Annotated in this window: 6 protein-coding genes and 1 pseudogene; 5 read left to right on the top strand and 2 right to left on the bottom strand. The window is 74.9% G+C overall.

The window, feature by feature from the left end:
• The 3 genes and pseudogenes from IE108_RS32440 to IE108_RS32430 form a co-directional block, all read left to right on the top strand.
• A pseudogene (locus IE108_RS32440) lies at positions 1–6459 on the top strand (type I polyketide synthase); the annotation flags it as partial.
• A gap of 5 nt (positions 6460–6464) precedes the next feature.
• Positions 6465–9575, top strand: coding sequence for a type I polyketide synthase (locus tag IE108_RS32435; RefSeq protein WP_064732287.1), 3111 nt, complete (start codon positions 6465–6467; stop codon positions 9573–9575).
• A gap of 150 nt (positions 9576–9725) precedes the next feature.
• The gene (locus IE108_RS32430) at positions 9726–12992 is read left to right on the top strand and encodes an AMP-binding protein (RefSeq protein WP_261340669.1); all 3267 of its coding nucleotides are present in this window, start codon (positions 9726–9728) and stop codon (positions 12990–12992) included.
• Positions 12993–13065: 73 nt separating this feature from the next.
• Here the strand turns inward: IE108_RS32430 and IE108_RS32425 are convergent, their stop codons facing one another.
• Both IE108_RS32425 and IE108_RS32420 read right to left on the bottom strand, forming a co-directional pair.
• A complete protein-coding gene (locus IE108_RS32425) occupies positions 13066–13824 on the bottom strand; it encodes a thioesterase II family protein (protein WP_064732288.1) in 759 nt (252 codons plus the stop codon).
• A gap of 224 nt (positions 13825–14048) precedes the next feature.
• A complete protein-coding gene (locus tag IE108_RS32420; RefSeq protein ID WP_064732289.1) occupies positions 14049–16313 on the bottom strand; it encodes an MMPL family transporter in 2265 nt (754 codons plus the stop codon).
• Between the two features lie 282 nt (positions 16314–16595).
• On the opposite strand from IE108_RS32420, the gene tap reads away from it, so the two are divergent.
• Both tap and tpg read left to right on the top strand, forming a co-directional pair.
• Positions 16596–18848 carry a telomere-associated protein Tap gene (gene tap / locus IE108_RS32415; protein ID WP_064732290.1) on the top strand — a complete coding sequence of 751 codons (2253 nt, stop codon included), beginning with the start codon at positions 16596–16598 and terminating at the stop codon, positions 18846–18848.
• A 6-nt stretch (positions 18849–18854) separates the two neighbouring features.
• Positions 18855–19412, top strand: coding sequence for a telomere-protecting terminal protein Tpg (gene tpg / locus IE108_RS32410; RefSeq protein ID WP_189397818.1), 558 nt, complete (start codon positions 18855–18857; stop codon positions 19410–19412).
• Positions 19413–19648 lie beyond the last annotated feature (236 nt).

Genomic DNA, 19648 nt, shown 5'->3' with positions numbered 1-19648 from the left:
GTTCTCGACTACCTGAAGCGGACGTCGATCGAACTGATCGAGACCCGCAGGCGCCTCCAGGAGCTGACCGACGCCGCCGCCGAGCCCATCGCGGTGGTGGGCGTCGCCTGCCGCTTCCCCGGCGGGGCCGCGTCCCCCGAGGAGCTGTGGGAGCTGGTGCGCTCGGGCACCGACGCCGTGTCGGACTTCCCGCGGGACCGCCACTGGGACGTCGAGAACCTGTACGACCCCGACCCCTCCCGCCCCAACAGCTGCTCCGCCCGCGCGGGCGGATTCCTGTACGACGCGGGCGACTTCGACGCCGAGTTCTTCGGGATCAGCCCGCGCGAGGCACTGGCCGCCGACCCGCAGCACCGGCTGCTCCTGGAGACCTCCTGGGAGTCCCTCGAACGCGCCGGCATCGACCCGCACTCCCTGCACGGCAGCGACACCGGCGTCTTCGCGGGCCTGGCCTACTTCGGGTACGGCAACCACTTCGCCACCCCGGAGGCCATCGCGGGCTACGCGCAGACCGGTTCCCTGCTTAGCGTGGCGTCCGGGCGCGTGTCGTACGCCCTCGGCCTCCAGGGCCCGGCGGTGTCCACCGAGACCGCGTGCTCGTCGTCGCTGGTGGCGGTGCACCAGGCGGTGCAGTCGCTGCGGCTGGGCGAGTGCGGCCTCGCCCTGGCCGGCGGCGTCACCGTCATGGGGACCACGCAGGTGCTGCGCGAGATGACCCGGCAGCGGGGCCTGGCGGCGGACGGCCGGTGCAAGGCCTTCGCGGACGCGGCGGACGGCGCCGGCTTCTCCGAGGGGGTCGGCATGCTGGTCCTGGAGCGGCTCTCCGACGCCCGGCGAGGCGGGCGCCGCGTCTGGGCGGTGATCCGGGGCTCGGCGATCAACCAGGACGGCGCGTCCAACGGGCTCACCGCCCCCAACGGCCCCGCGCAGCAGCGGGTCATCCGGGCGGCCCTCGCCAACGCCCGCCTCCAGGCGTCCGACGTGGACGTCGTCGAGGCGCACGGGACCGGCACCACGCTGGGCGACCCGATCGAGGCGCAGGCGCTGCTGGCCACCTACGGGCAGGAGCGGGACCCCGGCAACCCCCTGTGGCTGGGATCGCTGAAGTCGAACATCGGCCACGCGCAGGCGGCGGCCGGCGTCGGCGGCGTCATCAAGATGATCATGGCGATGCGGCACGGCACCATGCCCCGCACGCTGCACGTCGACCGCCCCTCCACGCACGTCGACTGGTCGGCCGGAGCCGTCGAACTGCTCACCGAGGCCCGGGACTGGCCGAGCGCCCCGGACCGGCCCCGTCGCGCGGGCGTGTCCGCGTTCGGCGTCAGCGGCACCAACGCGCACGTCCTGCTCGAAGAGGCCCCCCGGCAGGAGGCGGACCCCGGCACGGCCACCGGGCAGCTGCCCGGCGCCCTGGTGCCGTGGGCGCTCTCCGCCCGCTCGGCGCAGGCCCTGCGGGCCCAGGCGGAGCGGCTGCGCGACCTCGCCGCCGCCGACCCCGCCCTCGACCTCGCCGACGCCGGCTGGTCCCTGGTGACCGGCCGGGCCCGGCTGGAGCACCGCGCCGTGGTCCTCGGGCACGACCGGGACGAACTGCTCGGCGGCCTCGCGGCACTGGCCGAGGACGCCGAGTCCCCGGCGGTGGTGCGCGGCGTCGCCGCCGAACCCGGCGGAACCGTCTTCATGTTCCCCGGCCAGGGCGCGCGATGGGCCGGCGCGGCGGGACCGCTGTACGCGGCCTTCCCCGTCTTCGCCGAGGCCCTCGACGAGGTGTGCGCGCACTTCGACGCCCACCTCCCCTTCGCCCTCAAGCCCCTGCTGCTCGCCGACGAACCCGCCGACCCCGAGCGGACGGACATCGCCCAGCCCGCGCTGTTTGCCCTCCAGACCGCCCTCTACCGGCTGCTCACGCGGTACGCGCCCCCGCCGGACCACCTGATCGGCCACTCGGTGGGCGAGATCGCCGCCGCGCACGTCTGCGGGGCGCTCGACCTGGCCACCGCGACCCGCCTCGTCGCCGCCCGCGGCCGGACCATGCAGACCGTCACCGAGCAGGGCGCCATGCTGGCCGCCCGCGTCGGCGAGACCGAGGCGGCCACCCTCCTCGGTTCCTACGACCGCGTGGGCGTCGCCGCCGTCAACGGCCCCGAGTCGGTCGTGTTCTCGGGCCTGCGGGAGCAGGTCCACGCCCTGCGCGACCGGATCCTGGCCGACGGCGGTTCGGCGAAGCTGCTGCCGGTCGGCCACGCCTTCCACTCCCCGCTGATGGAGCCGGTCCTGGCCGACTTCGCGGCCGCCCTCGGCGACCTGCCGGCGGGCGAGCAGACGATCCCGGTCGTCTCCACCCTGCTGGGCCGCGAGGCCACCCCCGCGGAGCTGTCCTCGGCCGGGCACTGGATCCGCCACGTCCGCGAACCCGTCCGCTTCCACGCCGCGGTGGAGCACGCCCGCGCGGCGGGCGCCGACGTCCTCGTCGAGGTGGGCCCCGGAGCGACCCTCGCCGGCCTCACCCAGGACGCCTTGGCCGGCGAGGGCGTCGACGACGCCCTCGTCGTCCCGGTGCACCGGCCCGGACGCGACGCCGCCCGGACGCTGGCCGGCGCACTGGCCGCCCTGCACGTGCGGGGCGTCCCGGTGGACTGGGCCGCGCTCTTCGGCACCCGGCGGCCGGTGGACCTGCCGACGTACGCCTTCCAGCGGCAGCGGTACTGGCTCGACCTGCAGGCCGGCCTGCGCACGGCGGACGTGGCCGCGGCCGGCCTCTCGGCGCCGGACCACCCGCTGCTGGGCGCCGTGGTGGACCACCCCGGGACCGACGAGGTCGTCCTCACCGGGCTGTGGTCCCTCGCGGCCCACGACTGGCTGGCCGGCCACACCGTGTTCGGCGCGGTCGTCGTACCGGCGACGGCCTATCTGGACCTGGCCCTGTCGGCGGGCGCCCACGTCGGGTGCGCCGCGCTGGAGGAACTCACCCTGGAGGTCCCGCTGATCGTCCCCGAGACGGGCGACGTGCGGGTACGGGTCGTCGTCGGCGCGGCGGACGAGACGGGGCGCCGCTCCCTGGAGGTCTACTCGCGCCCCGGAGAGGACGCCCGGACCGTCGGCGGCTGGACCCGCCACGCCCACGGCGACCTGGTACCGGGCACCCCGGCCGCGCCCGCGCCGGACGGCGACGCCGCCTGGCCGCTCGCCGTCTGGCCTCCGGCCGGCGCGACCCGGCTCCCCCTCGACGGCCTGTATGACTCCTTCGCCGACGCCGGGTTCGACTACGGCCCCGCCTTCCGCGGACTGCGGGAGGTGTGGCGGGACGGCGACGACCTCTACGCCCTCGCCACCCTCCCGGACGGCGCCGCGACGGGCGCCTTCACCCTGCACCCGGCGCTGATGGACACCGTGCTGCACGCTTCGGTGGCCGGCGGTGTCATCGAGGTGACGGGCGACCGGGGCCGGATGCCCTTCGCGTGGGCCGGCGCACGCCTGACCGGCCCGTGCGGCCCGACCGTACGGGTCCGGCTCACCCCCGCCGGACACGACACCGTGTCCCTGACGGTCGCCGACGAGGAAGGCCGCGAGATCGCCTCCGTGGCCTCCCTGACGTTCCGGCCGGCCGACGCCGGACAGGTCCGCGCGGCGCTCCGCGGCCAGGAGCCGCCGCTGTACGAGGTCCGGTGGCAACCGGCCGCACGGGACAGGGCCGCCACCGACGCCACCGCGACGTGGGGCGTCCTCGGCGCCCGCACCGGCCTGGCCGCCGGGCTGCTCGACGCGGGCGGCGAACGGGCCGTCGGCTACGCCTCCCTCGACGACATCCGTCCCGGCAGCGCCCCCGCTCTCCTCTTCCTGTGCCCGGACGGCGACCCGCCAGGCGACGGCACCGACCCGCTCACCGCGGTGAGCGCCGCCGACCGGCACGTCCTCCAGCAGGTCCAGCGCTTCCTCGCCGAGGAGGCGACGGCCGGGTCCACGCTGGTGGTGCTCACCCGGCTGGCCGTGGACACCGGTGCGGGGGAGCACGTCGAAAGCCTCCCCGGCGCGTCCGTGTGGGGCCTGGTCCGCTCCGCCCAGACCGAACACCCCGGCAGGTTCCGGCTGGTGGACGTCGACGACGCCGACACCTCCTGGGCCGCCCTCCCCGACGCGCTCGCCCTCGGCGAGGAGCAGCTGGCGCTGCGCGGCGGCACGGCCCTGGTCCCCCGGCTCGCGCCGGCCACGGCCGACGACCGGCGGCTGCCGGCGGTGCCGGACGGCGCATACCGGCTGGGCATCCCGGACAAGGGGACGCTGGAGAACCTGACCTGGGTGCCGTGCCCCGAGGCCGAGGCGCCCCTCCTGAGCGGGCAGGTCCGCATCGCCGTCCAGGCGGCCGGCCTCAACTTCCGCGACGTCACCATCGCCCTCGGCCTCGTGGACCGCACCGCCATCGACTCCGGCATCGGCAGCGAGGGCTCCGGCGTCGTCCTCGAAGTGGCCGACGACGTCACCGGCTTCGCGCCGGGCGACCGGGTGACCGGCATCTTCACCGGTGCCTTCGGCCGGGTGGCCGTCGCCGACCACCGCCTGCTCACGGCCGTCCCCGACGGGTGGAGCCACGCCGAGGCGGCGTCCATGCCGAGCACCTTCCTCACCGCCTACTACGCCCTCTTCCACGTCACCAGGCTCCGCGAGGGACAGCGCATCCTCATCCACGCCGCGGCCGGCGGCGTCGGCATGGCCGCCGTACAGCTCGCCCGGCACGTCGGCGCCGAGATCTACGCGACCGCGAGCCCCGCCAAGTGGCCCGTCCTGCGCGGCCTCGGAATCGACGACGCGCACCTGGCGTCCTCCCGCGACCTGGAGTTCACCGAGAAGTTCCTGGCCGCCACGGACGGGCGGGGCGTGGACGTCGTCCTGAACTCCCTCGCCCACGCGCACGTCGACGCCTCGCTGACCCTGCTCCCCGAGGGCGGCCACTTCATCGAGATGGGCAAGACCGACATCCGCGACGCCCGGCGGGTGGCCGCCGACCACCCCGGCGTGGCGTACGACGCCTTCGACCTGTACGCGGCCGGCCCCGACGCCATCCACGCCATGTTCCGCGACGTCATGGCACTGTTCGCCGACGGCCGGGTGCGCTTGACGCCGGTGTCCGTCCGCGACGTCCGCGACGCGCGCGCCACCTTCCGCGAGATGAGCCAGGGCCGCCACGTCGGCAAGCTCGTCCTCGACGTCGGCGGCCGCTTCGGCGGCGGCACCGTCCTGGTCACCGGCGGCACCGGGGGAGTGGGTTCCCTCGTCGCACGCCACCTGGTCACCGCGCACGGGGTGCGCTCCCTGGTGCTGGCGAGCCGCCGGGGAGCGGCCGCCGACGGCGCCGGAGACCTGGTCGCGGAGCTGCGGGAGGCCGGCGCCGAGGTCCGCGCCGTCGCCTGCGACGTCACCGACCCCGCCGCCGTCGCCGACCTGCTCGCCGGCCTGCCCCCGCGCCACCCGCTGACGGCGGTCGTGCACGCGGCGGGCACGCTGGCGGACGGAACCGTCGAGTCGCTGACCGCCGACGGCGTCGACCACGTGCTCCACGCCAAGGCCGGCGGCGCGCTCACCCTGCACGCGCTGACGCAGGACCGCCCGCTGACGGCGTTCGTGCAGTTCTCCGCCCTCGCCGGCACGCTCGGCACCGCCGGGCAGGCCAACTACGCCGCCGCCAACGCCCTCCTCGACGCGCTGGCCGTACGGCGCCGCGCGTCCGGCCTGCCCGGCACCTCGCTGTGCTGGGGCTGGTGGGAGCAGAGCAGCGGCATGACCGGGGACCTGGACGAGACCGACCTCGCCCGGCTGCGGCGGATGGGCATCGCCGCGATGCCGACGCCCGAGGCCCTGGCCCTCTTCGACGCGGCGTGCGCGAGCGGCAAGGCGGTCCTCGTCCCGGCCCGGCTGGACCTCACCGCCCTGCGCGGCGGCAAGGGCGCCGAACTGCCGCCCCTCCTGCGCGACCTCGCCGACGTCCGCCGCCCCGGCCGGGACCGGCCCGGGAACACCGGAGACCACGGCGCGCGCGGCCTGTCCGCGCTGCTGGCCGGGGTGCCGGACGACGAGGTGGAGACGGCCGCCCTGGACTGGCTCCGCGACCAGGTGGCCCTCGTGATCGGGCACTCCTCCGGTGAATCCGTCGACGCGGAACAGGCGTTCACCCAGCTCGGCTTCGACTCGCTCACCTCCGTCGAGCTGTGCAACCGCCTCGCGGCCCGGACCGGACTGCGCCTGCCGACCACCCTCGTCTTCAGCTACCCGACCCCCCGCGAGCTGAGCGAACACCTCGTCGGCCTGCTCCGCCCCGCGCCCGACCCCGCCCCGACGCCCGGCTCCGAACCCGGCCCGTACACCGGTACGGACCTCGCGGCGGACGTACTGACCGAGGCGGACCAACTGTCCGACCTGGACCTGGAAGCACTGGTCGACCTGGCCTTGGACGAGAAGAGGTAAGTGACATGACCAACGCCGCGGAAGGCACGGCGGACGGCGCGGACCGGGTCCAGCGGGCACTGCGCACCCTGCTGGAGGAACGCGACCGCCTGAGGCGGGAGAACGACGCGCTGAAGGCCGGCCGCACGGAGCCCGTCGCCGTCGTGGCCATGGCCTGCCGCTACCCGGGCGGCGTGTCCTCGCCGGAGGACCTGTGGGACGTCGTGCGCGACGGCCTGGACGTCGTGGGCGACTTCCCCGCCGACCGCGGCTGGCGCGACGTGTACGACCCGGACCCCGACGCGGTCGGCGGCTCGTACACCCGCCAGGGCGGATTCCTGCGGGACGTGGCCGACTTCGACGCCGACTTCTTCAACATCAGCCCGCGCGAGGCGCTCGCCGTCGACCCGCACCACCGGCTGCTCCTGGAGACGTCGTGGGAGGCCTTCGAACGGGCCGGCATCGTCCCCGCCGACGTACGCGGCAGCGACGTCGGCGTCTTCTCCGGGGTCAGCTCCTCCGAGTACGGATGGCGCTTCCTGGAGGGCGGCCAGAAGGAGCTGGAGGGCCACCTGCTCTACGGCAGCGCCCTGAGCGTCGCCTCCGGCCGGGTGGCCTACGAACTCGGGCTGACCGGACCGGCCGTGTCCGTGGACACCGCCTGCTCCTCCTCCCTGGTGGCCCTGCACATGGCGGTCCAGTCGCTGCGCTCGGGGGAGTGCTCCCTCGCGCTGGCCGGCGGGGCGCTCGTGATGGCGACACCCGCGATGTTCGTGGAGTTCTCCCGGCAGGGCGCCCTGTCACCCGGCGGCCGCTGCAAGGCGTTCGCGGACGGCGCCGACGGGACGGGCTGGGCCGAGGGCGTGGGCGTACTGCTGCTGGAGCGCCTCTCCGACGCCCGGCGCAACGGACACCCGGTGCTCGCCGTCGTGCGCGGCAGCGCCGTCAACCAGGACGGCGCCAGCAACGGGCTGACCGCCCCCAACGGCCGCGCCCAGGAGAAGGTGATCCGGCGCGCCCTGGAGAACGCCTCGGTCGCACCGGGCGAGGTGGACCTGGTCGAGGCCCACGGCACCGGCACGACCCTGGGCGACCCCATCGAGGCGGAGGCGCTGCTGGCGGCCTACGGCCGGCACCGGCCCGCGGACCGGCCGCTGTGGCTGGGCTCGCTGAAGTCGAACATGGGGCACGCCCAGGCCGCCGCGGGCGTCGGCGGGGTCATCAAGACCGTGATGGCCATGCGGCACGGGTACATGCCCCCGACCCTCCACGTCGACGCCCCCACCCGGCACGTCGACTGGTCCTCCGGCACCGTCGAACTGCTGGCCGAGGGCCGCGAGTGGACCCGCGGGGACCGGCCGCGCCGGGCCGGCGTCTCGTCCTTCGGCGTCAGCGGCACCAACGCGCACGTGATCCTGGAGGAAGCCCCTCCCGAGGAGCAGGCCGACGAGCACGCCCCGGAGCCCGGTGCCACCGGCGGCCTGGTGCCCTGGGTGCTGTCCGGCAGGAGCGCCAAGGCCCTGCGCGGACAGGCGGGGAAGCTGCGCGACCTCCTCGCCTCCGGCACCGACGCGGACGACGCCGCCGTCGGCTGGTCCCTGGCGTCGTCCCGCACCCGCTTCGAGCACCGCGCGGTGGTGCTGGGGCGCGGCCGCGACGAACTGATGGACGCCCTGACCGCGCTGCGCGAGGACACCGAGTCCCCGGCGGTGGTGCGCGGCGGCGCGGGCAGACTCGGCGGCGTCGCCTTCGTCTTCCCCGGCCAGGGCGCCCAGTGGGCCGGCATGGGCCGGCAGCTCTACGACACCTTCCCCGTCTTCGCGCGGACCCTCGACGCCTGCGCGGACGCCCTCGCCGAATGGGTCGACTGGCCGCTCCTCGACGTCATCCGCCAGACCCCCGGGGCACCCGGCCTGGACCGGGTGGACGTCGTCCAGCCGGCGCTGTTCGCGGTGATGGTCTCCACCGCCGCCCTGTGGCGCTCCTGGGGCGTCGAACCGGGCGCGGTGATCGGCCACAGCCAGGGCGAGATCGCCGCCGCCTGCGTCGGCGGCGCCCTGTCGCTGCGCGACGCGGCCCGGGTCGTGGCGCTGCGCAGCAAGGCCCTGGTGGACCTCAAGGGCCACGGCGGGATGGCCTCCGTCGCCGAGTCCGCGGACGTCGTCGCCGAGCGGCTGGTCCCGTGGGCGGACCGGGCGGGCGTCGCCGTCGTCAACGGACCCCGCTCCGTCGTGGTCTCCGGCGAACCGGACGCGCTGGACGAGTTCGTCGAGAAGATGCGGGCCGACGGCATCCAGGCTCGCCGCATACCCGTCGACTACGCCTCCCACTCGCCGCAGGTCGCCCGGGTCCGCGAACGGGTGACCGGCGCCCTGGCCGGCGTGAGCCCGCGCACCTCGCGACTGCCCTTCTACTCGACCCTCCACGGCGCGGTCGTCGACACCGCGGGACTCGACGCCGAGTACTGGTACGACAACCTCCGCGAGAAGGTCCTCTTCGAGACCTCCGTGCGGCGGCTGGCCGACGACGGCTTCCGGGTGTTCGTCGAGATGAGCCCGCACCCGGTGCTCACCGTCCCGGTGCAGGAGACCGTCGAGGACCTCGACGACACGCTGGTGCTGTCGTCCTCGCGGCGGGACTGCGACGAGGTGCGGTCCCTGCTCGGCTCGCTGGCCCAGCTCCACGTCCGGGGCGGGCCGGTGGACTGGAGCGCCGTGTTCGCCACGCGCCGGCGCGTGGACCTGCCGACGTACGCGTTCCAGCGGCAGCGCTACTGGCTCAGCTCCTCGCCCACCGCGGCGGCGACGGCCGAACTTCCCGCCCCCGCGCCCGACGCGGACGACGACCGGGCCGTCCCCCTGCCGGAGCGGCTCGCGGCCCTCACCGACGACGACGCGCGCGAACTCGTCCTGGAACACGTGCGGCAGAAGGTCGCCGTCGTGCTCGGACACCCCACCGCCGAAGCCGTCGACCCCGACCAGGAGTTCAAGGAGCTGGGCTTCGACTCGCTGCTGTCGGCGGAGCTGAGCAAACGCCTGACCGCGTCGACCGGACTGAAGCTGAGGGCGAACCTGGTGCTGCGCCACCCGTCACCGCGGCGGATCGCCGGACACATCGTGTCCTCGCTCGCGGCGTAGGACCGTCCCGCCGGCGGGACACCGCAAGGGCCCCGCGCCCCCTGTCCCGCCGGCACCGAGAGGTCTCCAACGGCCGGTTCGCTTCCCGGAAGGTGGAGGTGATCCGCGAATGCCCGGCAACCGGGTCTGTTCTCTGAGGGGTTGATCAGTGTGCCTTCGTTCGGAGCGTCATCCGCGCATACAGGCATGTGGCGGGCGCAGGAGATGGCGCCCGACACGCCGAACCACGCGCTGACCATGTGGGACGTGGACGGCGAACTCGACGCCGCCGTCATGGAATCCGCCTTCCTGCACGTGATGGGCGAGGCGGAGGTACTGCGCGTCAACTTCGTCGACGACGGCGCCGGACTGCGCCTCGTACCCCGGGAACTGGGCAACTGGCGGCCCTTCCTGCTGGATCTCAGCGCCGAGGCCGACCCCGAGGCGGCGGCCCGCGAAGCCCTCGCCGACCTGGTGCGGCAGCCCTTCGACCTGGCACACGACCTGCTGCTGCGGCTGGGCGTGGTCAGGCTCGCCGGGGACCGCTCCCTGCTCGTGATCGCCTACCACCACCTGGTCTCCGACGGGTTCGGAGCGGGCGGCCTGCTCTCGCGGCGCCTCGCCGAGGTCTACACCGCCCTGCTGCGGGGCGAGCCGGTGGCCGAGCTGCCGCACCCCTGGGACGTCGCGTCCTTCGCGGGCGAGGCCGTCGACTACCTCGCCTCCCCGCGGTTCGCCGAGGACACCGAGTTCTGGCGCGACTACCTCAAGGACGCGCCCCCGCCCGCCCGGGTCCCGCGCGTCGCCCTCTCCGAGGCGCGGCGCGCCGCGCTGTCGCAGCCGCTGAGCGGCGTCGACCGCTGGGCGGAGGTGGCCGGGAGCATCGGCATGGTGAGCCGGACCCTGACCGTCCCGCGCGCCGAGGCCGATGCCTGGACCGAGACCGCGCGCTCCCTCGGCGTATGGATGTCGCAGATGCTGACCGCGGCGGCGGCGGTGTACTTCCGCCACCGCTGCGACCGCCCGGAGTTCCTCCTGTCCCTGGCCGTCGGCAACCGCGTCGGCGTGGCGAGCAGAACCCCCGGCCTGGCCGTGAACGTGGTGCCGGTACGGGCCAGGGTCCCGCTGGGCGCCGGCTTCGCCGAGATCGCCGACTCACTCGTCGACGAGACGTACGAGATCTTCGACCACAGCGCCTGCCACTACTCCGACATCCAGCGGGCGAGCGGCACCGCCCTGAGCGAGCGCGGCAGCTTCGGCGCGGTCGTCAACGTCGTCGAGTTCGCCGAGCAGCTTCACTTCGGTGACAGCCCGGCGCGCTACTTCGGCGCCACCACCGGCACGTTCGAGGAACTGTCCATCGGCGTCTACACCGACGGCAGCCCCGACAGCGACCTGTTCATCCGCCTCGACGCCCCGGCCGGCCTGTACGACCGCGCGGAGCTGCGCTTCATCGGCGAGGAGCTGATCTCCCACATCCGTGCCGTGCTCGCCGCGGGCGACCGGCCGGTCGGAACGCTGGACGTGCTGAGCGGCGCAGAACGGGACCTGATCCCCCTCGCGCCGGACCCCGCCGAACCGCCGCTGCCGGGACTGACGGTCCCGGAGCACTTCGCCCGCCAGGCCGAACGCACCCCCGACGCAGTCGCGCTGACCGCAGGCGACACCGCGGTCTCCTACCGCGAGCTGGACGAACGGTCCGCCCGGCTGGCCGCCGCGCTCCGGCTGCGGGACGTCGGCCCCGAGACGGTCGTCGCCGTGGCGCTGCCCCGGTCGGTGGACCTCGCCGTCGCGCTGCTCGCGGTGGCCAGGGCCGGTGGCGCCGTCCTGCCCCTGGACCCGGCGTCCCCCGTACCGCCCGACGGCTTCCCGGCGCACGTCCTGCTCACCGGCGGCGGCACCGGCACCGACGACGGCAGCGTCTCCGGCTCCGCCTCGGGCACCGGCAACGGCGGCTGCGCTGCGGGCCCGCGCCCGGACAACCCCGCCCTGCCCGTCCTGCTCCTCGACGACCTGCGCGCGGACCCCGCCGACGACGGCGCCACCGGGCCCGGAACCGCCGTACCGCCGCACCCGGACAGCCTGCTGGCCGTGCTCCACGGCACCGGACCGGACGGTGCCGCCAGGCCGGTGGCCGTGACGCACCGGAACGTGGAACGGTTCGTCCTGGACCGCCGGTGCCGGGAGGCCGGCCGCGGCACCGTGCTGTGGCACGCCCCGCTCACCTCCGACGCGCTCGCCCTGGAACTGTGGACGCCCCTGCTGGGCGGCGGCCGGGTCGTCGTCGCCCCCGAAGGCGAGCCGGACCCCGCCGCGCCGGCCGGACTGGAGGCGGCCCACGGCATCACCGCGCTCCGGCTGCCCGCGGCCCGGTTGGCGGAGATCGCGGGCGCGCACCCGGAGCGGCTCGCCGGACTGCGCGAGGTGTGGACCGGCGGCGACCCGGTGCCCCCGGCCGTGCTGCGCCGGGTCCGCGAGGCCTGCCCCGGGCTGACGGTCGTCACCGGGTACGGCCCGGCGGAGACGACCGGCCTCGCCGCCCGCCACCACCTGCCCCCGGGTGGACCCGGCCCCCGGACGGCCACCGCCGGCCACCCCGCCGGCCACACCGCCCTCCACGTCCTCGGCCCAGGCCTGGCACCGGTCCCCGTCGACGTCGTCGGCGAACTCTACGTGGCGGGACCCGGCGTGGCCCGCGGCTACCCAGGACGGCCGGCGGCGACCGCGGAACGCTTCGTGGCCTGTCCGTTCGGCCCGCCCGGAGCCGTGATGTACCGGACCGGGGACCGCGGGCGCCGGACCGCCGAGGGAGTCCTCGTCCACGTCGGAGGCGCCGGCACGCAGACCGACGTCCGGGGCGTCCGCGTCGAACCGGCCGAGGCCGAGGAGGCGCTGTCCGAGCACACCGCGCTGGCGCACGCCGTCGTGACCGTCGACGAGGACGACTCCGGAAACCCGCGCCTGCTCGCCCACGTCGTCCCGGTCGCCGGCCGCACCGTGTCCGCCGACGAACTCCGCGGCTTCGCCACGGGCCGGCTGCCGGAGGCGGCGGTGCCGTCGGTGTTCACCGTGCTGGACCGCCTGCCGGTGACGGCCGCGGGCCGCGTCGACCGGGCCGCACTGCCGCGACCGGTGTCCGAGGAGGACGCCTACCGGGCGCCGCGCAACGAGACCGAACGGATCCTGGCCAAGGCCTTCGCCGAGGTGCTGGAACTCGAACGGGTCGGCATCGACGAGGACTTCTTCGACCTCGGCGGCAACTCGCTGCGGGCGATCCGGCTGGTCGGCCTGATCCGGGCCGAACTGGACCAGGAGGTGTCCATCCGCAAGCTGTTCGCGGCCCGCACCGTGCTCGGCCTGTCGGACATGTGGAAGGACCTCGGCCGCTCCCGCCGGCCCACGCTGCGCAGGCGTACCAGGGAGGGCGCGGTCCTGTGAGCACCGCGGCACGGCACAGGGGCGGTACGGACCGGGTCCGTACCGCCCCTGGCGGTCGCCGGGCGTCGCCGGTTCAGGCGGCGGCGCTCTCGGTGAGAAGCCCCTCGGTGAGGACGGCGGCGATCTCGTCGACCTGGTCGAAGAGGTAGAAGTGACCGCCGGGGAACACCTTCACGGCGAAGTCCCCGCGGGTGTGCGTCGCCCAGGTCCCGGCCTGCTCGACGGTCACCATCGGGTCGCCGTCCCCGACCAGCACGGTCACCGGCGCGGCGAGCGGTTCGCCCCCGCGCCAGCCGTACGAGCCGAGCGCCCGGTAGTCGGCCCGCAGCGCCGGCAGCGCCATCTCCATGATGTCCGGGTCGTCGAGCATGGACTGGTCGGTGCCGCCCAGCCTGCGCACCTCGGCCAGCACGGCGTCGTCGTCGTACCGCGCGAAGCCCGCCGTGCTGTGCGCGTCGGGCGCGCCCCGCCCGGACAGGAACAGCCGCCGCGGTCCGGGCAGCGGCCCGCGGGCCAGCAGCCGGGCCGTCTCGAACGCGACGAGCGAGCCCATGCTGTGGCCGAACAGGGCGTACGGCCGCCCGGGCTCCGCGGCCAGCACCGGCGCCAGCTCCTCGGCCACCGCCCCGGCGAGCCGGGTGAGGTCCGTGAAGGGCGCCTCCGAGTACCGGTCCTGCCGTCCCGGGTACTGGACGCACACCGTGTCGAGATCGGCGGCCAGGGCCAGGGCCAGCGGCCGGTACGCCGTCGCCGAACCCCCGGCGTGCGGGAAGCACACGAGCCGCGGCCCGTTCCCCGGGGTGGTGTAGCGCCGGAACCACGTGCTGTTCACAGTCGGATCATCCCTTCGTCCGTACCGGTCGGCGCGCAGGGGAACGGCCCGCCGGTGCCCTCGGGGGACGTGGGGCACCGACGGGCGGTTCATCGCCCCGCGGGGGCTCACGCCCGTCCGTCACCGGAGCTCACCCACGACAGTGCCGCTCCGGCCTCGACACGGGGTCGCGGGAGGCTGGAGCGGCCGCGGGAGGGCGAGCCCTCGCCGTAGTGTGCGGTGTCTCAGTGCACGAGGTCGCGCTCGGGCTCCGCCGAACCGCGAGGTGCACGCGGGCCGGTGGACCGCAGCCGCCGCTGGAGCCGCTCGCCCTCGACGTCCACGTTGGGCAGCAGTCGGTCCAGCCACCGCGGCAGCCACCAGGCGGCGTCACCGAGCAGCGAGTGCACGGCGGGCACGATCACCATCCGGACCACGAACGCGTCGAACAGGACGGCCGCGGCGAGACCGAAGCCCATCATCGCGACCAGGTCGTCGGTCTCGAAGACGAAGCCCGAGAAGACGCTGATCATGATGATCGCGGCGGCCGCGACCACCCGGCCGCTGTGCCGGAAGCCCGAGACGACGGCGTCCTTCGCCGAGGCGCCGTGGACGTACGCCTCCCGCATCCGGGTCACCAGGAAGACCTCGTAGTCCATGGCGAGGCCGAAGACCACGCCGATCATGAAGATCGGCAGCGTCGTCATGATCGGCCCGGTCTGCTCGACCCCGAAGAAGCCGGAGGCCCAGCCCAGCTGGAACACCGCCACCAGCGCGCCGAGCGCCGCGCTCACCGACAGCAGGAAGCCGAGCGCCGCCTTCAGCGGCACGAGGACCGAGCGGAACACCAGGAGCAGCAGCAGGAAGGCGAGGCCCACCACCAGGCCCAGATACGGCAGCAGCGCGTCCGACAGCGTCTCGGAGAAGTCGATGAACATCGCGCTCTGGCCGGTCACCAGGATCTCCGTGGCCCCCGAGGAGCCCGCCAGCGCCGACGCCCGCGCGCGGATGTCCTTGACCAGTTCCTCGGTCTCGGTCTCGGTCGGTCCGCTCTTCGGCACGATGCTGAAGATGGCGGTGTCGCCCGCCTTGTTGGCGGTCGCCGGGGACACCGAGGCGACGTTGGCGTCCTTGCTCAGCACCTTGCCGATCCGGTCGCCGGCGGCGGCCGCGTCGTCGCCCTCGACGGTCACCGTCAGCGGGCCGTTGAAGCCGGGCCCGAAGGAGTCGGACAGCAGGTCGTACGCCTTGCGCTGGGTGGTGTCGGCCGCCATCGTGCCCTCGCCGGGCAGGCCGAGTTCCAGCTTGGTGGCGGGCAGCGCGATCGCGCCGAGGCCGACCACCGCGAGCAGCAGCACACCGACCGGGCGGCGCACCACGAAGGACGCCCAGCGCGTGGACAGGATCGGCTTGGTCCGCGCGGCCAGCTTCGCGGCCTTCTTCTCGGACCTGCGCAGCTTGCGCGCGGACAGCGGCTTCCTGGTCCGCACCAGGCGCCGGTCGGCGACCCGCAGCACCCGGCGCGGCGCGAAGCCCAGCAGGGCGGGCACGAAGGTGACCGCGATGAGCACGGCGACGGCGACCGTGCCGGCCGCGGCGAGCGCCATCTTGGTCAGGATCGGGATGTTGACGACCGCGAGGCCGCCCAGCGCGATGATGACGGTGAGCCCGGCGAAGACGACGGCCGACCCGGCCGTGCCGGCGGCGATGCCCGCGGCCTCCTCCGCGGTGCGGCCCTCGGCGACCTCGGACCGGTAGCGGGAGACGATGAACAGCGCGTAGTCGATGCCGACCGCGAGGCCGATCATCATCGCCAGCGTCGACGTCGTGGCGGACAGCCCGAGGGTGGCGCCCAGCGCGGTGATGCCGGACACGCCGACTCCCACGCCGATCAGGGCGGTGAGCAGCGGCATGCCGGCGGCGATCACCGAGCCGAAGGTGAGCAGCAGGACGATGGCCGAGATCAGCACGCCGATCTGCTCGCCGGTGCCGGACACGGTCTGCTCGATCGGGACGGCGTCGCCGCCGGCCTCGACGGTGAGGCCGCCGTCGCGGGCCCGGTCGGTGGCCGCGGCGAGCGCGTCGTGCGCCTCGTCGGTGAGGTCGGGCGCGGTGACCTCGTACGTCACCACCGCGTACGCGGTCCGGCGGTCCTCGCTGACGGTGCCGGCGGTGAACGGGTCGGCGACGCCCGCCACCTGGGGCGCCTTGCCGAGTTCGCCCAGGAGCTTCTGGATCGCCGGCTTCTCGCCGTCGATCCCGCCGCCCTCGGGCGCGCGGATCACCACACGGGCGGTGGCCCCGTCGGCGCCCGCGTCGGGGAACTTCTCCTCGAGCAGGTCGAACGCCTTCTGCGACTCCGTGCCCGGCATCGAGAACTGCTCGTTCGGCGGCGTGGGGGCGGAGGAGGCCGCGGCACCGACGCCGACGACGATCAGCACCCACAACAGGGTCACGAGGCCGCGCCGCCGGAAGGCGAAGCGGCCGAGCTTGTACAGGAAGGTAGCCACGGGTAACCGCACTTCCGTCGGGTGGGGGGCAGAGGGACCGATGTGTCCGACCGCCCCGGCTGAACACAGGACGGTGGCTCCGACACGCCCACACGGTGACCCAGCGAGCCGCCCGGGCACCGGATCCTGCGGCCGGAGCCCAGCGATCCTTGAGCGGGCGCCGAGCGGACGGACCACTTCCCGCCAAGGGGACCCGCGCCACAGGTTAAATCCAAGGCTAAATGGATCCCGTAATCGGAGGTTAACGGGTGGTACGGTGGCCGCCGGAGGTGAACCGGCCCCATGCCGACGGAAGAAGAGCTGTTCGCAGCGGTTGACACCCTGCTCGCGGGCGAGCCGCACATGCCCGACCCCGCCGAGCGGGCCCGGCTGCGCGAGGCGGCCGGGATCACCCAGGCCAGGCTCGCACAGGTGCTCCAGACCACCACGCAGACGGTGAAGAACTGGGAGTCCGGCCGGGCCGAGCCCCGCCCCCCACGCCGACAGGCCTACCAACGCCTCCTCGACGGCTGGTCGCAGCAGTTCGCGCCGGCCACCGCCCCGGACGGCGCAACCCCCGGCACACCGGCCGCCCCTGGCACACCGGCCACCTCCGGCACACCGGCCGCCCCCGCCCCCGCCCCCGCACCCGCTCAGACGGCGCCGCCGCCATCCGCCGAACCCGCCCCGTCGGCGCCGCCGGCACCCACCGCCCCCGCTCCCCGGGCCGGGCACAACACTCCGCCGGTCACCTCGCCGTCCCGCGCCCCGGAGACCGGGAAGCCGGCCAAGCGCCCCGCCACCACCACGGCGACGCGCACCGCCGACCGGCGCTTCGAGAACGGCCCGCTCGCCGTCATCGACGTGGAGAACGGCGAGACCCACGCCTACTGCGCCGGCGGCCTGGTCCTGGACGTACCCGCCAAGTCCCTGCCCGCACTGGTCGACTGGACGCTCACCGAGGCCGCCCTCGGCCAGCCCCGCCTCCACCGCAACGGCCGCGACGGCGACCCCCTCCTCGTCCTCACCCCGGCCGCCCTGGAACGCTACGGCCTGCCCACCGCCCTCACCGACGAGGAACGCCGCGCCGGCCGCCTCCCCGACGGCCACAAGGCGGTGCGGCAGCTCGCCCGGGCAAACTGGAAGCTGACCCGGCGCGGACTGGGCCCCTGGGCGCGGATCTACCGCCCCGCCGAAGGAGCCAGGCGCAACTGCGTCCAGCTCTGCGTCCCCGCCTGGAACGCCCTGGACGCCCGCGAATGGGACGACAGGAACGCCCCGCGGCTGCCCTCGATGCACCCGGCCGACCTCGCCCGCTACCTCGGCGCCTACGCGCAGCGGGTGATGACACCGCGCGGCACCGCGGCGGTCACCGGCCTGGAGCTGATGACCGCGCTGCGCCCGCCCACCCGCGCGGAGAAGGACCCGGCCACCGGCGAGTTCACCCGGGCCCTCAACGACGACGCGCTCAACGCCGTGTACGACGCCGTGGAGTGCGAGGTCCCCGACGAACACCCCCTCCTCAAGGGCAGGTTCGCCCGACACCACCTGCGCACACCGGCCGAGATGCTGATGGAGGAGCCCTACGACTGGTGCCGCCCCCTCACCGACGAGGAGTGCATGCGCCCCTACCTGGTCGCGGTCGACGTCAACATGTCCTTCGCCGCGGCCGCCAACGGCCTGACCGTCGGCCTCGGCGGCCCGACCCACCTCACCGGCAATCCGTCCTTCGACCCCGCGCTGCCCGGCTCCTGGCTGGTCGATCTCAGTCACGTCGACCTCTCCCGCGTCGAGATCAACGGCCGCACGGTCGACGGCGACCGGCTCCCCTCCCCGTTCACCCCCAAGGGCGACCGCCCCACCGGCCCCGCCTGGTACGCCACCCCCACGGTCGCCTACGCGGTGGAGCTGGGCTACGAGGTCGCCCCCGTCGAGGCCCACGTGCGCACCCGCAACGGCCGCTACCTCGACGCCTGGTACAAGCGACTGCGCGACGCGTACGTCGCCACGATGGCGGACCTCGGCGTCACCGCGGCCATGGGCGGCACCGAGTTCCTCGAAGCGATGGCCCGCTCCCGCGGGACCGACCCGACGATGGCGCTGCTGGCCGGCGCCATCAAGGCGACCGCGAAGGGCGGCATCGGCAAGCTCCGCCAGCGCAACCGCGGCCAAGTGCCGTACTACGAATCGTGGCCGGCCCTCGAACGGGAGACGTGGCGCCCCGACATCCGCGCCGCCGTGCTGGCCAACCAGCGCGTCGGCCTGCACCGCAAGCTGATGAAGACCGCGGCCGCGGCCGACCTCTACCCGGTGGCGATCGGCACCGACGCCGTCGTCTACCCCTCGCCCGGCCCGTCCCCGCTCGACGTCCTGCCCCGCACGCCCGAGGGCAAGCCGGTCCCCGGCACGTTCCGGCTCGGCATCTCCCCGGGCATGGTCAAACACCAGGGCACCCGGACGGTCCTGTGGGCCGAGGAGCAGTTCGAGGAGCAGGGCGGCGTCTTCAACATCGCCAACCACATCAAGACCGACCCGGCCGCCGGCGAAGGGGAGTGACCGACGATGGTGGACCCCGTCGGAGAGGGCCTGGACCGCTCACTGGAGGAAGCGTTCACCCGCCCCGTTCCCCAGAGCGCCCAAGCCCGGATGAGGTACCTGGTCAAGCAGCTCAAGGGCACCGGCGCCGTCGCCCGGCTCCTCGGCGTCTCCCAGCGCACCGTGGAGCGCTACGTCAAGGGGCAGCTCAAGCGGCCCCGCCCGGACCTGCGCGACCGCATGGAACGCGAGGTCAGGAAGCGCTGGCAGCCGAAGGTGAGGGAGCGCGCCAGGAAGAAGGCGTCCACCACCGACGGTCTGATCCTGTCCACCCGGGCCCGGTTCGGCTTCACCGCGGCCCCCGGCACCACGGACGACGCCCGCGTCCGCGACATCACCCAGGCCCTCACCCCCCAGTGGGCGGACCGCCTGTTCACCGCCCGCGACCAGGGCGCCAGCGAACAGCAACTCCAGAACATCGCGGCCGAGGGCCTCGCGGAGATGTACTTCCGCGACAACAACAGGCGCGCCCACGGCCTGGGCGTGGAGTTCACCGACATCGACCGGGTCGACATCGGCCTCTGAACGCCCCGGCCCGCCCCCGGCGTGCCACCGGACCGGCGGCCTCCCGCCGCTGGTCGTCCGGCGCGCTAGCGGCGCCATAGTCGCCGCCTCCAGGGTGGAGGCCCACACCGCACGCGCGGACGGGCCACGCCTCCCTGGAGCCAGGATCCGATGGAAAACCGAAGAACAACACAGTCCGGACTGCCCATCGAGCCGGTCTACGGGCCCGGTGACCAGGAGGGCTGGGACCCGGCCGA

Origin of the sequence: Streptomyces parvulus (assembly GCF_014648855.1) — a bacterium.
Lineage (GTDB): Bacteria > Actinomycetota > Actinomycetes > Streptomycetales > Streptomycetaceae > Streptomyces > Streptomyces parvulus.
This window is presented reverse-complemented; position numbering and strand designations above follow the sequence as displayed.

Bases quoted from the DNA above. Each gene is read 5' to 3' on its own strand.
- IE108_RS32435 (WP_064732287.1), top strand. From the start codon at position 6,465: ATGACCAACGCCGCGGAAGGCACGGCGGACGGCGCGGACCGGGTCCAG.
- tap (WP_064732290.1), top strand. From the start codon at position 16,596: ATGCCGACGGAAGAAGAGCTGTTCGCAGCGGTTGACACCCTGCTCGCG.
- tpg (WP_189397818.1), top strand. From the start codon at position 18,855: ATGGTGGACCCCGTCGGAGAGGGCCTGGACCGCTCACTGGAGGAAGCG.